Origin of the sequence: Acinetobacter sp. V89_4, assembly GCF_029967875.1 — a bacterium.
Classification (GTDB): Bacteria; Pseudomonadota; Gammaproteobacteria; order Pseudomonadales; family Moraxellaceae; genus Acinetobacter; species Acinetobacter oleivorans.
In genome coordinates, this window is sequence record NZ_JASCAI010000028.1 from 579933 (window position 1) to 595367 (window position 15435).

General features: G+C 39.3%; 13 protein-coding genes. 3 read left to right on the forward strand and 10 right to left on the reverse strand.

Features of this window, described 5'->3' with window-relative positions; translation table 11 throughout:
- Positions 1–31 precede the first annotated feature (31 nt).
- From QLG01_RS14330 to QLG01_RS14355, 6 genes are read right to left on the reverse strand one after another with little or no spacing between them, the layout of a single operon-like run.
- The gene (locus tag QLG01_RS14330) at positions 32–1090 is read right to left on the reverse strand and encodes a 2,3-butanediol dehydrogenase (RefSeq protein WP_282496794.1); all 1059 of its coding nucleotides are present in this window, start codon (positions 1088–1090) and stop codon (positions 32–34) included.
- Between the two features lie 29 nt (positions 1091–1119).
- A complete protein-coding gene (locus QLG01_RS14335) occupies positions 1120–1905 on the reverse strand; it encodes an acetoin reductase (protein WP_198308075.1) in 786 nt (261 codons plus the stop codon).
- Positions 1906–1931: 26 nt separating this feature from the next.
- A complete protein-coding gene (gene lpdA / locus QLG01_RS14340) occupies positions 1932–3335 on the reverse strand; it encodes a dihydrolipoyl dehydrogenase (protein ID WP_151283163.1) in 1404 nt (467 codons plus the stop codon).
- Positions 3336–3345: 10 nt separating this feature from the next.
- A complete protein-coding gene (locus QLG01_RS14345) occupies positions 3346–4869 on the reverse strand; it encodes a 2-oxo acid dehydrogenase subunit E2 (protein WP_282496795.1) in 1524 nt (507 codons plus the stop codon).
- 1 nt (position 4870) lies between these two features.
- Entirely contained in the window at positions 4871–5890 is a 1020-nt protein-coding gene (locus QLG01_RS14350; protein WP_005304999.1) for an alpha-ketoacid dehydrogenase subunit beta, read from the reverse strand.
- Between the two features lie 13 nt (positions 5891–5903).
- Positions 5904–6866, reverse strand: coding sequence for a thiamine pyrophosphate-dependent dehydrogenase E1 component subunit alpha (locus tag QLG01_RS14355; RefSeq protein ID WP_004792523.1), 963 nt, complete (start codon positions 6864–6866; stop codon positions 5904–5906).
- A 351-nt stretch (positions 6867–7217) separates the two neighbouring features.
- On the opposite strand from QLG01_RS14355, the gene lipA reads away from it, so the two are divergent.
- Both lipA and QLG01_RS14365 read left to right on the forward strand, forming a co-directional pair.
- A complete protein-coding gene (gene lipA / locus QLG01_RS14360) occupies positions 7218–8204 on the forward strand; it encodes a lipoyl synthase (protein WP_282496796.1) in 987 nt (328 codons plus the stop codon).
- Between the two features lie 154 nt (positions 8205–8358).
- On the forward strand, positions 8359–9498 hold the full coding sequence (locus QLG01_RS14365) for a hypothetical protein (RefSeq protein ID WP_013198000.1): 1140 nt from the start codon (positions 8359–8361) through the stop codon (positions 9496–9498).
- Between the two features lie 50 nt (positions 9499–9548).
- Here the strand turns inward: QLG01_RS14365 and QLG01_RS14370 are convergent, their stop codons facing one another.
- Positions 9549–10301, reverse strand: coding sequence for an iron-containing redox enzyme family protein (locus QLG01_RS14370; RefSeq protein ID WP_049836577.1), 753 nt, complete (start codon positions 10299–10301; stop codon positions 9549–9551).
- Positions 10302–10621: 320 nt separating this feature from the next.
- On the opposite strand from QLG01_RS14370, the gene QLG01_RS14375 reads away from it, so the two are divergent.
- Complete coding sequence (locus QLG01_RS14375; protein WP_005304984.1) at positions 10622–11851, forward strand: GGDEF domain-containing protein; 1230 nt, start codon at positions 10622–10624, stop codon at positions 11849–11851.
- 242 nt (positions 11852–12093) lie between these two features.
- Here QLG01_RS14375 and QLG01_RS14380 read toward each other — a convergent pair whose 3' ends face one another.
- The 3 genes from QLG01_RS14380 to prmB form a co-directional block, all read right to left on the reverse strand.
- Positions 12094–12819 carry a hypothetical protein gene (locus tag QLG01_RS14380; protein ID WP_004792533.1) on the reverse strand — a complete coding sequence of 242 codons (726 nt, stop codon included), beginning with the start codon at positions 12817–12819 and terminating at the stop codon, positions 12094–12096.
- A gap of 333 nt (positions 12820–13152) precedes the next feature.
- Complete coding sequence (gene aroC / locus QLG01_RS14385; RefSeq protein WP_282496797.1) at positions 13153–14244, reverse strand: chorismate synthase; 1092 nt, start codon at positions 14242–14244, stop codon at positions 13153–13155.
- Between the two features lie 12 nt (positions 14245–14256).
- Complete coding sequence (gene prmB / locus QLG01_RS14390; RefSeq protein ID WP_003651622.1) at positions 14257–15261, reverse strand: 50S ribosomal protein L3 N(5)-glutamine methyltransferase; 1005 nt, start codon at positions 15259–15261, stop codon at positions 14257–14259.
- Positions 15262–15435 lie beyond the last annotated feature (174 nt).

Consider the following 15435-nt stretch of genomic DNA (forward strand, 5'->3'; position numbering starts at 1 on the left):
TCGCTCTTTTTTTATAGGTTTAAGTGTCTATTTATGGATGTACGATAATCTTAACGGCTGACTCATTGTTATGAATTAAGGTTTCAAAACCTTGTGAAATCAAATCATCAAGTTGAATGCGCTGGGTAATAAAAGGTTCCAGATTTATTTTACCTTCTTCGACCAGTTTAATGGTTTCTTGATGGTCATTTACGTAGGCAATTGTGCCTCGTACATCAAGTTCTTTCATTACCACACTGTGCACATTAATTGATGCTGGGTGGCTCCAAATCGAAACAATAACAATAACACCTGTTGGTTTGACTGACGCGACCAAAGTATCTAACACCTTGTTAATGCTACTACATTCAAACGCGACATCGACGCCATTACCATTAGTAATTTTCATGACCTCAGAAACAACATCAACTTCTGACGGGTCTAAAATATAATCTGCGACTCCCGACTCTTTGGCTTTTTCTTTACGTTTGGCACTTAACTCGGTAATGATAACCTTAAGACCTTTCGCTTTTAAAATTGCCGAAAGCAATAAACCAATTGGGCCCGCACCTCCAACCAGTGCAATATCTCCAGCTTTTGCGCCACTACGTACGAAAGCATGATGACCCACCGATAAAGGTTCAATTAAGGCTGCCTGATCTAGCGGGATTTTATTGGAAATTGGATGCACCCAACGGCGTTTAACTGCTATTTTCTCCGACAAACCACCGCCACGACCGCCTAAACCAATAAAGTTCATATTTTTGGAAAGATGATAATTATCGCCCGGTCCAGTCGGCACATCATCGGCCACAATATAAGGCTCTACGACGACATGTTGACCAATTTCAATATCATCAACACCTTCACCTACGGCATAAACCACACCTGAAAACTCATGTCCCATAGTAATCGGCGCAGATTCGCCTGAAATAGGATGCGGATGTCCACACGGTGGAATAAAAATCGGCCCTTCCATAAACTCATGCAAATCTGTACCACATATTCCACACCAAGCTACCTTAATACCTACAGTACCGGGAGTGACTTCTGGTTCAGGGATATCTTCAATACGAATATCGCCTCTGTCATAAAAACGCGCTGCTTTCATTATTATCTCCCTCAAATCAGGATGTTGTTTTAGCGATAGACAATGCCGCCGTCCGTTAAAATGGATTGACCCGTAATATAGTCCGAATCTTCACTTGCCAGAAAAGCAACTAATGCAGCTACATCATCTGGTGTTTGAGCTCTACCTAAAGCAATGCCTTCCACATACTTTTTATAAGTTTCACCGATTGCTGCACCGGTAATTTCAGCAAAACGTTTATCGATTTCAACCCACATGTCTGTTCCGACAATTCCGGGGCAATATCCATTTACCGTAATACCATGACTGGCATATTCTTTTGCCGCAGCTTGGGTAAGTGCTCGTACCGCAAATTTGGTTGCTGAGTAAATACCGAGTAAAGCAAACCCATCGTGGCCTGCAATTGAGCAAGCATTAATGATTTTTCCTTTATGTTGACGTTGCTTAAATTTTGCAGCAGCAGCCTGTATGCCCCACAGCACTCCACCAATATTGATATCAACAATTTTTTGAAATTCATCCGGTGTGATATCAGCAATCGCTTGAACTTGTGCAATTCCAGCATTATTAATCATGACATCAAACCCGCCAAGTGTCTGCTCAGCATGATTTATAGCGGAATACACTTGCTCGCGGTCACTTACGTCGGCAATAAATGTGCTCGCATTTACACCTAAAGCCTGAATTTCCTGCTGCACATCGTTCAATCGATCTTGTTTCATATCAACTAATGCAATATGTGCTCCTTCTTGCGCCAAGCGCAGGGCAATCCCACGGCCAATGCCTTGAGCTGCCCCAGTCACTAAAACGACTTTATTTTTTAATCCCTTAACCATGTTCAACTCCTGTAAATGTAGAATTTCTACATATGAATCGCTCGTTGCATTGAGGCCAAAATGGATTCATGCATGGCTTCTGATAAGGTTGGATGCGGGAAAATCACTTGAGCTAAACTTTCATCAGTTGCTTCTAAATATTTAGCAATGGCAAAGCCTTGAATATGTTCAGTCACTTCATGGCCGACCATATGTGCACCAAGTAATTCACCCGTCTCTGCATGTATCACCGTTTTCACAAAACCTGATGCATCACCAATTGCCAAAGCTTTGCCATTTGCTGTTAAAGAAAACTTGCCGATTCGTATAGGTAAATTCTTAGCTTTTGCTGCATTTTCCGTTAAACCGATACTCGCCACTTGTGGATGAGTAAAAATACAACCCGGAATCTGGCTACGATCGAGTGAATGGACGTTTGCTACACCAGCAATTTTCTCAACACATATCATGGCTTCATGGCTTGCTTTATGAGCGAGACACGGCGCTCCAGCAACATCACCAATTGCATAAAGCCCTGCTACGTTGGTTTTACAATAGTCATCAATTGCCACAAAACCTTGTGGATTGAGTTCTACACCTAAACGTTCTAGTCCTAGCCCCGTGGTATTAGGCTGTACACCAATTGCCGAAAGCACGCGGTCAAAAACAAGCGTTTGAACGTCACTTGCTGTTTCAACCACACAGTGGACTTGCTCATTTTCAATCTGAATACTTTGAACGACAGCATCGGTTAAGACTTTCATACCTTTTTGTTCAAATTGTTTTCTGACAAATTGGGCAACTTCCGCATCTTCAGTTGGTAAAATCTGCTTGGCTAAATCAATAAGCGTGACCTGACAACCCAAATCTTGATAAAGGCTAGCAAACTCACTACCAATTGCACCTGAACCTACAACCAGTAAACTTTTCGGTAACTGCTCTGGAACAAGCGCTTCTTTATAGCTCCAGACATATGTTCCATCGACAGGAAGTTGAGAAACATGTCGGGCTTTAGCTCCAGTTGCCAAAATGATATGTGGTGCACTCAAATCCTGACTGTTACCTTGAGCATCGGTCACTGCAATTTTTTCTTTTGCCGTAAGCTGAGCACGACCATTAAACACGGTCACCTGATTCTTTTTAAGTAAATAATCGATGCCTTGTACTAACTGAGCTGACACTTGGCGACTATGTTGCACAAGCTTTTGTATATCAAAATCGAGTTGAGATACCTGAAAACCAAACTGTCCTGCATGTTTAAACTGAGTTGCAAGCTCTGCCCCTGCAAGCAAAGCTTTAGTTGGAATACAGCCCCAATTTAGACAAATTCCGCCTAAATGTTGCTCTTCTACAATTGCGGTTTTTAAGCCGAGCTGGGCTGCACGAATTGCAGCCACATACCCACCCGGTCCCGCGCCAATCACAATTAAATCAAATTGAGCTTCTGACATGCGGGTTCTCCTACACCAAAATTAAAGCAGGATTTTCAACAAACTGCTTAAAGCTGGCCAAGAATTTCGCCCCAACTGCACCATCAATGACACGGTGATCGCATGACAACGTCGCTGTGACAATCTCACGAACCACTACATTGCCATTTTCAACAACAGCACGTGATTCAGAAGCACCTAATGCCATAATTGCACCTTGCGGTGGATTAATAATGGCATCGAACTGTTTAATGCCTAACATTCCTAAATTTGAAATGCTAAAGCTGCCGCCCTGAAACTCATCAGGTTGTAACTTGCCAGTCTTGGCACGCGTTGCCAAATCACGCATGTCGTCGGAAATCTGCGCTAAAGACTTCTGATTTGCTGCTTTTACAATGGGTGTAATTAAACCGTTTGGAATCGCTACGGCCACCGAAATATCCGCTTGAGAGAACTGTAAAATTGATTGAGTCGCCTCATCAAATTGAACGTTTACCTCAGGTACTTTAATCAGTGCCGCAGCAGCTGCTTTAATTAGCATGTCATTAATTGAAAGTTTCACTTGTGGAACGGTCTCATTAATCTGCTTACGTAGTTTTTGCAAAGCTTCAACGTTTAGATCGACCACTAAGCGGAAATGCGGTGCATTACGTTTTGCAGCCTGTAACCGTGAAGCAATCGCTTTACGTATACCATTCATCGCCATAGTAGTAACGGTCGATTGTGGTTGAGCAGCACATTGAGCAGATTGTTCATTTACCGAGGTTGGATTATTACGGTAATAAACCGCTTCAACATCTTCTTTACAGACACGGCCACGAGTACCTGAAACACGGCAGTCATTTAGGTTAATGCCCCATTGCTTTGCTAAACGGCGTGCTACAGGTGTTGCTGAAACTTGACTATCGTCGGCAGTAGATTTAACCACTTTAGCTTGAGTTTGCTGTTTAACATCAGGCCATTGACCTCCAGCAGCCTGCACAGCTTTCTGGATGTCTTGAACACTAATACGTCCTTCACGACCAGAACCTGTGACTTTTACCAAGTTTACATTGTGCTTTTCTGCAAGCTTTAACGCATGCGGTGTTGTAAACAACTCATCAGACGTTTGATAGCCTTGTAATGACTCAGGTACAGCATAGTCACCTTTAGCTACCTTTGCAGGAGCTGAAGCAGTCTGTGACTGTTCTGCTTTTTCAGCAACAGGTGCAAATGTTTCCGATTTACTTTGTTCCGAAGGTGCTTCAGGGGCCTTAGCTGCTGAACCACCTAATGATGCAATAAACGTTTCAATTTCTGCATCAGAAATTTCACTATCAGCACATACGGCAATAAGGCCACCAACAGGTAAAGTATCACCATCTTTTGCTAAAATTTTACGGAGCGTTCCTGCAAAAGGTGCTTCTAATACATTGACGATTTTTGTGGTTTCAATTTCACAAATTTCATCGCCTTTATTAAAGCTATCACCCTCTTTAATCAACCATTGGGCGATCGTGCCTTCTTCCATGGATAATCCCCATTTCGGGATCTCCAGCGTTTTAATTTCGCTCATCCTAAGCCTCCAATGTTTTTCGTACAGCTTGCTCAATACGCTCTACACTTGGAATCCATTCTTTTTCTAAAACTGGAGAGAATGGAACAGGCGTATGTGGTGGCGTTACGAGTTCAACAGGTGCTTTCAAATAGTGGAAACCTTTTTGCGCGACCAGTGCAGCAACATCATGCCCAAAACCACAGCGTGCCGCTGATTCATCCACAATGACCACTCGCCCAGTCGACGCAACAGACTCTAAAATTCCTTCTTCATCCAGAGGTGAAATGGTACGAGGGTCTACCACTTCAACCGAAATACCATCTTTTGCCAGTTTGTCTGCCACTTCATTGGCACGGTGTACCATCAGCCCTAACGCAATAATGGTCACGTCTGTCCCTTCACGGGTATAATTTGCTACACCAAAAGGAATGGTATAGGCATCATCTGGAACTTCGCCTTTAATGTCATAAAGCATTTTATGCTCGCAGAACACCACAGGGTCGTCATCACGAATAGCCTGAATTAACAGCCCTTTCACATCATATGGGCTAGATGGAACCACAACTTTTAAGCCCGGAACCGCGGCGAATACGTTATATGGTGACTGCGAATGCTGAGCTGCCGCAGAAAAACCAGCACCAATCATGCCACGTACAACCATTGGCGCTTTTGCTTTTCCGCCAAACATATAACGGAACTTAGCGGCTTGGTTATAGAGCATGTCATGACACACGCCATAGAAATCCATAAACATTAAGTCAGCAACAGGACGTAAACCGGTGGCCGCAGCACCGGCAGCCATACCGATAATTGCAGATTCGGTAATTGGTGTATCAATAACACGCTCTGAACCAAATTCTGTCCATAAACCTTTGGTCACACCAAGTACTCCACCAAAGCCTTCAAGCTCGTTATCTTCGGTATTTTTACCACCATGTCCACCGCGGACATCTTCACCAACTACAAAAACTGTTGGGTCGCGGCGCATTTCTGATTCAATGGCTTCTTTAATCGCATTACGAAAACTTTTATTTGGCATCTTTACTATTCCTTTAGTAAGAGACATAGACGTCGGTAAGGAGTTGTTCTGGTTGCGGGTAAGCTGCAGCACGAGCTTTTGCAACTGCATCATCAACATTTGCCTTAGAGGCTGCATCAATCTCGTCTAGCTTAGCTTCATCAATTTTGCCTTTAACTTTCTCTCGGAAAATTTTCAAAGGATCTTTATTTTCTTTAATGAACTCGACTTCTTCCTTAGAACGAATCAAGCCAGGGTCACCTTCAAAGTGGCCATAAAAACGGTTTGTAATGGTTTCAATAACACTCGGCCCTTCACCACGGCGCGCTCGATCAATGGCAGTTTGAGCAGCTTCATAAACTGCGAAGAAATCAGTACCATCAACTTTAACCGCTGGTAAACCAAAACCTGCTGCACGACCAGCAATGTCTTTGCTTCCTACTGCGTAATCATGACCAGTCCCTTCACCAAAACCGTTATTTTCGAAAACGAAAATGACTGGAAGTTTAAGAACAACCGCCATGTTCATTGCTTCAAAAGTAAGACCTTGGTTTGAACCACCATCACCTGTAAAAGATAGTCCGACACCACCTGTCTTTAAGGTTTTTGCTGTCAACGCTGCACCAATTGCTAAAGGAGGCCCACCACCCACAATTCCGTTGGCACCGAGCATACCTTTATCCAAATCGGCAATATGCATAGAACCGCCTTTTCCACGGCACAGCCCGTCATCTTTACCGAAAATTTCCAGCATCATGGCGTGAATGTCACAGCCTTTTGCAATACAGTGACCATGTCCACGATGGGTTGAAGTGATATAGTCTTTGTCTGTTAGGTTTTCACAAATCCCGACTGCTACAGCCTCTTCACCACTATATAAGTGAATAAAACCTGGAATATCACCATTGGTATTTTCTTCGTGAAGTCGATCCTCAAATTCACGAATATCACGCATACGTTTATATGCTGCGAGTAATTGCTCTTCCGTTAATTGCATATCCTTTTCCTTTATTATCTTGATTTTAAAAATTCAACCAAGTTTCAAGCGAAAATCTAATTCGCTATAAATAATTAAACTCAAAATTAATAATCAATCTATTAGACTAAAAAGTTTTTAATTAAAATATATGTAATTATTTTTTAAATTTCAAAAACTTAATTATCAAAAATAATTTTAAAAATTTTTATAATTTTCATTAAGTTATAAAACAAACCTTTAACCAACCTTTCTTATTTTATAATACTCGCCACACCCTGTGTTTTTAATTAATTGCGCTTTTCAATATGATCTAATTAAATTAAAAATATAGGAGTTTAAGCGGGTTTTAAATAAAATGGAATTATGAATATGGATTTTAAAAGACAAGTAGAAACTGGTATAAAATTAAGAGGAGCAGATAAAGTCGCTCGCATTCCGATTAAAATTTTACCTACAGAAGAGTTACCGACTAAACCTGATTGGATTAGAGCCAAAATAACCGATTTTGAAGAAATCAAGCGCATAAAAAATTTACTGCGCCAACAGAAGTTACATAGTGTTTGCGAAGAAGCAGCATGCCCCAATTTACCTGAATGTTTTGGTGGAGGTACGGCAACATTTATGATTATGGGAGATATCTGTACTAGACGTTGCCCTTTCTGCGATGTAGCACATGGTCGCCCAAAACCGCTAGATGAAGATGAACCTAAGCATTTGGCAGAAACAGTCGCAAACCTAAACTTAAAGTATGTTGTGATTACCTCTGTAGACCGTGATGATCTACACGATGGCGGTGCTGCACATTTTGTAAAGTGCATTGAAGAAATAAGAAAACGCTGCCCAGAAACTTTGATTGAGATTTTAGTACCAGATTTTCGTGGTCGTTTAGAGACAGCGCTTTCGACTTTGAGCTTATCTCCTCCAGATGTGTTTAATCATAATATTGAGACAGTTCCGCGTTTATATAAAGCGATGCGCCCTGGCTCAGACTATCAACACTCACTAGAGTTACTAAAACGCTTTAAAGCATATTGTCCCGATATCAAAACCAAGTCTGGTTTAATGGTTGGATTAGGAGAAATTGAAGCAGAAGTGCTTGCTCTACTGAACGACTTAAAAGATTATCAGGTAGACCTTATTACTATTGGACAGTACTTACAGCCTTCAAAGTCACATGCACCTATTCATCGGTTTGTAAATTTACAAGAATTTGAAAGATACTCGCGACACGGTAAGCGATTAGGTTTTAAAAATATTTGGAGTGCGCCTATGGTCCGTTCTAGCTACTTTGCTGATCGACAATATGTGGGAGAAGAAGTACCAAAGCCTTTCAGCCGACAAGATGTCTTATCTTAAATCAGGCAATTAACAAAACTTATCCAATAGGATAATGGTCAAGGCTTATAAAATTATTTAAGGTAAGGAGATAACTAGGAAATAGTCACAATAAGAAAGTTATAACGGTTGAGCGGCTACGGATACGCCATTTCAATGATAAAGGAATTTCGATATGGATATGTCAAAACAATTATCATCACCTTTTTTAGATACCACGCCGTCATTATTCCGGCCAGAAAAGTCATCTCATTCTCAACAATTAGGAAAAAAACCACCAGTTGACCTCGAAGCGGCTCCGTTATTTGACCTAACCGAAGAATGGGAACATTCGTTGTTTGGTCGTTCGATTCACGAGTGTCATCGCAATTTAATGCATATTGCCGAAGATGCCGATATGGCAATTGGTGTGACCGACCCCCATGGCACTCTACTTTGGACATGGAGTAGTACACCGATGCGCTCATCGGCAGAGCAAGTCCATTTTGTGGAAGGTGGACAGTGGTCAACTCAGGCAGTAGGTCAAAATGCAATTGGTTTAGCATTAAATACTCATTCAGCTAACTGCGTTTACTCACACGAAAACCAAATGAATAGTGTAAGAGATTGGGTCTGCTATGCAGCACCTATTACCGATACAAATACAGGCCAATTTTATGGCATTATGAATTTGTCGACCAAATATCAAAAACATAATTCTCTTGGGCTTTTAGCTGTTGAAAGATGCGCTGATATTGTGAAACAAGCAATTCAGCTTCATCAGAAAAATATTTTATATATTAAGGCCTTTGGTACTCCTAAAGTTCAATATAATCAGCATAGCCTGACGTTGACTCAACGTCAGATTGAAATTCTGTGCATTCTAACCCTTTGTCCTGAGGGAATTAATCTTGAAGAACTTCACTATGCTTTATATGGCGATCGACCAGTAAGTACCACCACCTTAAAAGCAGAACTTTCTCAACTTAGAAACCTAATCCCCGATGTCATCGAGTCTCGCCCTTATAAACTTAACTGTGAAATTCAATGTGATTTCTTAATGGCAGAGCAAGCATTAAACCTAGGCTTCACATCGACTACTCTTACTCTCTATAGAGGAAGTTTTTTAGCTAAATCAGAAAGCCCATTTTTGTGTGCATGGCGAGATTGCTTTGATGCTCGCTTGAGTCATGTGATTTATCAAATTGAAGATGTTGATCAACTATTACGAGTGGTCAGTCGTGTGCCAGATCGTGTAGATGCTGTTGAACGTTTACTTGAATTATTACCAGAAGAAACACCTTATCGAACTAAACTTTTAAAATTACTCGAATAAAATAAAAGGGAGAATATTTATCCGATATTCTCCCTTTTATTGAGATGAGATCAAGCAGAAGCTTGAAGCTGCACCCGATAACAATCATCTAAAGCTAATTCATAATAACGCAGCCCTTCTTCAGCAGCATGAAATGCTTTTTGCTGCCAGTCAGGACGATCATTACATAAACGCTTAATCAGCTCCATGGCTTCATAAGGATGAAGATCATCATAATGCGCATGTGCACGTAACCAAGCCAAAGAACGTTTATCAATCGTTACTTCAGGATGATCAGTGTATGCATGAATACCCTTATAGACCTGAATAGACCAGTCTCCAGTTGCCCATTCAATTGCAAGATTTGTTGCAGCAAGACACTCTGCCAAATTACCGCGATGACTCATATTCCATAAGAAATGGTTTACTGCATTCATCGCAGCTGGTGGCCGTACACTATCAAGCTTTTCTACAGTTAAACCAAAACCTCCAGCCCAATCGCGATACCATTTTAAGTGCCGCTCTTCGACCTTAATATTTTGGATTAACCAATCTCGTGCTTCTGTAACGCCAGGTTCAGAAAACCCTGTTGCTTTGCCTAACGCCCCAGCCATATATGACGGGAAATGCGCGACTAATGGATAGAAATTAAGTAAAGCATAACGGAAACTATTTAGGCTCAATCCCCCATTGGCCATTTCCGAAAAAAACGGATGTTTACTTACCCGTTCTTTCGCTGGTAGCAGGTCATCCCAGAACTGCTGTGACCATCCATTATGCGGTGTAATTTCTAAATGCATTCCATATTGATTTAGAGCAGTCATTGCTAATTTTCCTATTTATATGACAGCAATCATCTGTATTTCACGCTATAAGTCTATCCGAAAATGATAAAGATACAATCGTTAATCGACCATTTGTAACTTTTTTCGATGGATTGCGATGCTTTAGATAATTGTTACGCTAATCATTGAAATGTCGTGATTTTTATCACATTTAACTCAGATAAAAATCATTACTTTTTTAAAAAATCTGTATTATTATTTTGAATAAATCACACATTATATAATCAATATTTTTAGATGGAACTTTACTAAAAATAAGTCTCATTTTATGACAACTTCCAATATAGAGAGCATTAATTATGAAGTTGCAGGGTTCCAATATATTGGGACAGGAACAAATAGATTTATTAACCACACGAGGATTAAATTTCGTATGGTTTCCAAAGCAGCTTGAAACGATTTATCGTTTTCAATACCAAAACGGTGCTGCCTATGAGTTCCGCTATAGAGCGCCTATTATTTTAATATTATATATATTTTTAAGCTTTGGTATATATCAAGTATTGCCAACTGAGCAAGTTTTACCCTGGTTTAGTTATTATTCTTGGGTGGGTGTAATTATTTTCCTTGCCTGGATTTTATCGTTTATTAAAAAATTAAATCAGTATTTTGATTATTATGTAGGAATTGGCTCAGCTTTAGCAGTCGCAATTACTTTTATTTTAATTAACGTTATAGAAAATGGCCAAGAGAACGTTCTTTTTCATGCGGCGATGATGTATGCGATTGTAATTATCTATGGTGCAGTAGGTATGCGTTTTTATACCGCCATATTTGCTGGATGGGTTGGAGGACTTGTTGGAATTTTGGTAAGTAACTACTTAAATGGGGTGATCGACTGGACTTTCTTGAACCGAACTTACACCTTCAGTAGCTTCTTGGGAATGACCCTTGCCTATGCAACTGACCGCCAACATCGAGAAAACTACTTACAAAACTGCATGATCGAGCTGAATCGCATTGAACTGATGCAGCAAGCACAGCAATTATCTTTGCTTTCCCAGCAAGATGCACTCACCGGTTTAGCCAATCGACGCTATCTAGACGAAACACTGGATAACGAATGGCGCCGTGCTTTACGGCATGAAACACCCCTTACCATCATGATGGTCGATATCGACTATTTTAAAGCTTACAATGACACTTTAGGGCATCTAAAGGGTGATGAATGCTTAAAAGAAATCGCTATTGCTATTTCCTCTATTGCTGCACGTAGTGGTGATTTGGTTGCTCGTTATGGTGGCGAAGAATTTTTACTGTTATTTCCAATGACAAATTCTCAGCAAGCCTTGATTCAGGTTGAACGTTTAATGAATGCTATTGATAAAATTGCAATTAAACACCCATGTAGTGATGTTTCACCACAAGTCACTATTAGTGTTGGAGTGGCAACCACGATTCCACGCCTAAACGATTCAATTTCTGCTTTCGTAGCACGCGCTGACCATGCTTTGTATAAGGCAAAAACGAATGGGCGTAATCAATATAAGATTGCTGTAAACGAAGAACAAATTGTAGATTTAACTTAAAAAGTCTGACTTACATTTGAAATGACTCAATATAAATAATTAGCTTTTCCATCCGTGGCAAAGCTAAAAAACAATTTAGAATCATTACATACGAAAATCTCTTTTATTTAAGTTTTAAACCATCCGTTAAAAATGGCTTATATAAACTTAATAAATTTAGCGACTTTCAATTAATTAACTTTTGTATTAGATAATAAAAATTATAGGCTCCAATCCATATAATGTAGAAAAATTCCACTTCATTAAAACCCTCTCTTCAGTTTCTTCCAAAATTTAATTAAAAAATAAAAAAATGAATTTTGTTCTATTCTCTGCGGCACAGTAGAAATGGTTTCAGCCGAAAATGGTAAAATCGAAACAATATTTTCATGTATTGTTTCATAATTTGGATAAGCTTCTTTTTTTATTATTTCTATAATTTTTTGTATTTCATCAAGGGATAAATTCAAAAACCTCTTAATTTCTTGAGCTGTTTTTGACTCAATAGATAATAAAGCACAAACTCTAGTAACATTAACAATCTGCTCTGCATGAATGTTTTTAAAGTTTGGATAACAAACAAGTTTATAAAGAATCTTTGTCTCCAAATGATCTTTAGAAACGATATTCTCATTATTTGTTATACGTTCTTGATGACTTATTTTAAAATATTCATTCTTCTCAATATCTTGTAAAATATTGAGAAGCTCCTGATACCTTATTGGTCTCTTCAAACCATATTGGTAGCCTTTTAAAAGTTCAGGATTATTACTTAATACGATCTTAATTTTTTTGGGAATAAGTATATTGGTATAACCGCTATCTAAATCAATAATATGTATGTCTGGATTGTCTTCGCTGTATATCCAATTCCCTAAAAGATGAGATGACAAAGATAAGTCATGAATAACTTTTATCATTGCCTCTAAATTTTTAGGCAATAGCCTATCCTTTGACATACAGCCAATTCTATATGTGCATTGATTCATTGATATTTCCCCAATTTCAATGATGACTTTGAAAATTCTTTGTTTAAAGTATTAAAAATTTAAATATGTAGTAAGCTTATATAAAAGCAATTTGATTAAATTAACTTTATTTGATAAATATAAAAATCTGGTGTAGTAAAAATTAACAATATTTAATTGCTGATTTTTACAGATGAATATATTCAAAAATAAATCGTAGAATATTATATTTATATAAATATTATAAGACAAGACAATAATTTAAAATTTAATCAAACTTCGGTGTAATAAAAACTTAAAACCCCATATTTAAATTAAATACGGGGTTTCATGTACTATAATCAAAAAATATGATTAAGGTTCAATTGGCGCAAATGGCGGAATAACATCTGCATTTTGAGCACGATGGCGTAGGAAGTGATCCATTAAAACAATAGCTAGCATTGCTTCTGCAATCGGTGTTGCACGTACGCCTACGCATGGATCATGACGGCCTTTAGTCAACACATCGGTATCTTCACGATTTAAATTAATCGTTTTACCTGGGGTCGTAATGCTTGCTGTTGGTTTTAGTGCAATAGCAACTCGAATGGATTGACCACTTGAGATACCACCCAAAATCCCACCAGCATGATTCGCTAAAAAGCCATTACTGGTCAATTCGTCACGTGTTTCATGACCAAACTGTCCAGCAACTGCAAAACCATCACCAATTTCTACCCCTTTAACCGCATTAATACTCATCATCGCATGAGCAATATCAGCATCTAAACGGTCAAAAACCGGTTCACCCCAGCCTACAGGAACTTTTTCAGCTAAAATTTCTAGCTTAGCCCCACAGCTTGTTCCCTGTTCACGTAAAGAAGTCACCAAAGCTTCAAAACGTGAAACAGCGTCGACATCACCACAGAAAAATGGATTATTCGGAACTTCATTCCAATCCAGTTTTTCGGCAACTTCATTACCAATTTGTGTCACATGACCACGAATCAAAACGCCAAATTTTTCTGCTAAATATTTTTTAGCAATTGCACCTGCTGCAACACGCATAGCAGTTTCACGAGCACTTGAACGGCCACCGCCACGATAGTCACGGAAACCGTATTTTTGCGTATATGTATAGTCGGCATGGCCAGGTCTAAAAGTTTGGGCAATATTGCCATAATCTTTCGATTTTTGGTCAGTATTACGAATCAATAAACCGATTGGTGTACCAGTGGTTTTACCCTCAAATACACCTGAAATAATTTCAACTTGATCAGGCTCTTTGCGTTGAGTCGCAAATTTTGATGTACCTGGCTTACGACGGTCTAGATCTTTTTGTAGATCTTCTTCGGTTAACGCAAGGCCCGGTGGCACACCATCAACAATTGCCATTAAGCCAACGCCATGAGACTCACCACAAGTAGTTACACGAAAGAGTTGTCCAATACTATTCCCTGCCATATGCCCAACTCCTTATATTTGCTCTTCAAATAGTTTTCTATAACGGCGACATTGTTCAGCAGTCAAAGCAAAAATACCTGAACCACCTTTTTGGAAAGTGAGCCAGTTAAAATCAATCGTATTAAAGTTCTGACGCATTGACCATTCAGAATTACCTACTTCAATGACAATGAGGCCATCTTCAGTTAAGTAATCTGCCGCTTGTGCAAGCATTTTACGAACTAAGTCTAAACCATCTTGGCCCGCTGCCAATGCAAGTTCAGGTTCATGTAAAAATTCTTCTGGTAAGTCGGCCATATCTTCAGCATCAACGTACGGTGGATTACTTACAATCAAATCATACTGATTTTCAGCTGGAATCTTGGCGAATAGATCCGACTCAAGCAATGCAACTTGATATTGCTTATTGTGGTGTTCAGTATTAATTGAAGCAACTTCTAAAGCTTCTTTAGAGATGTCTGTTGCATCTATTTCAGCGTCTGGATAAGCATAAGCCAAAGCGACTGCAATACATCCAGAACCTGTACACATATCTAAAATACGGTGCGGAGTTTTAGGCTTTGCATTTTCTGGCAAATTATTGAGAGCTTCGCGCATTTGACCATTTTCATCTAAACAATATGGTGCAAAACGTTGCTCAATTAATTCTGCAATTGGTGAACGTGGAATCAATACACGCTCATCTACATAGAATGGTTTATTAAAGAAATAAGCAAGGTTTAATAAATAAGATGTTGGAATACGATCATTGATACGGCGTTCCAATAAGCTTAAAAATTCTGCTTTCTCGCTTGGTAATAACTTCGCATCTAGAATTTCTGCGTCTGCTGACCATTCAAGAGATAAGGTTTGTAAAACTAATGCAGAGCTTTCTGCAAAATAATCTTCAGTACCTTGTCCTAAATGTGCATCATGTTGACGTAATGCTGATACCCCAAAACGAATAAAATCTCGAATTGTTGATAAATTTTCAGCCGCTTCCTGTAAATTTTCAGGGCTAATCGTCGGTCGCTCCACTTAGGCGTCTCCAAAGGCAAATTTTGCAAAGTGACTATTCTACTGAGTGAGGTACAGCAAAGCAACGCTTTGCCTTGTGAACAGGAGTTTTACATGCCGATCTCTAACAATCACACGTTAAAATCAGAATACTTTGTTTTAATTAAGAAATAATGAACTTTTAACTAGAGATTG

Excerpts from the sequence above, each read along its gene's own strand:
- QLG01_RS14330 (WP_282496794.1), bottom strand. The coding sequence starts at position 1,090 with ATGAAAGCAGCGCGTTTTTATGACAGAGGCGATATTCGTATTGAAGAT.
- QLG01_RS14335 (WP_198308075.1), bottom strand. The coding sequence starts at position 1,905 with ATGGTTAAGGGATTAAAAAATAAAGTCGTTTTAGTGACTGGGGCAGCT.
- lpdA (WP_151283163.1), bottom strand. The coding sequence starts at position 3,335 with ATGTCAGAAGCTCAATTTGATTTAATTGTGATTGGCGCGGGACCGGGT.
- QLG01_RS14345 (WP_282496795.1), bottom strand. The coding sequence starts at position 4,869 with ATGAGCGAAATTAAAACGCTGGAGATCCCGAAATGGGGATTATCCATG.
- QLG01_RS14350 (WP_005304999.1), bottom strand. The coding sequence starts at position 5,890 with ATGCCAAATAAAAGTTTTCGTAATGCGATTAAAGAAGCCATTGAATCA.
- QLG01_RS14355 (WP_004792523.1), bottom strand. The coding sequence starts at position 6,866 with ATGCAATTAACGGAAGAGCAATTACTCGCAGCATATAAACGTATGCGT.
- lipA (WP_282496796.1), top strand. The coding sequence starts at position 7,218 with ATGGATTTTAAAAGACAAGTAGAAACTGGTATAAAATTAAGAGGAGCA.
- QLG01_RS14365 (WP_013198000.1), top strand. The coding sequence starts at position 8,359 with ATGGATATGTCAAAACAATTATCATCACCTTTTTTAGATACCACGCCG.
- QLG01_RS14370 (WP_049836577.1), bottom strand. The coding sequence starts at position 10,301 with ATGACTGCTCTAAATCAATATGGAATGCATTTAGAAATTACACCGCAT.
- QLG01_RS14375 (WP_005304984.1), top strand. The coding sequence starts at position 10,622 with ATGAAGTTGCAGGGTTCCAATATATTGGGACAGGAACAAATAGATTTA.
- QLG01_RS14380 (WP_004792533.1), bottom strand. The coding sequence starts at position 12,819 with ATGAATCAATGCACATATAGAATTGGCTGTATGTCAAAGGATAGGCTA.
- aroC (WP_282496797.1), bottom strand. The coding sequence starts at position 14,244 with ATGGCAGGGAATAGTATTGGACAACTCTTTCGTGTAACTACTTGTGGT.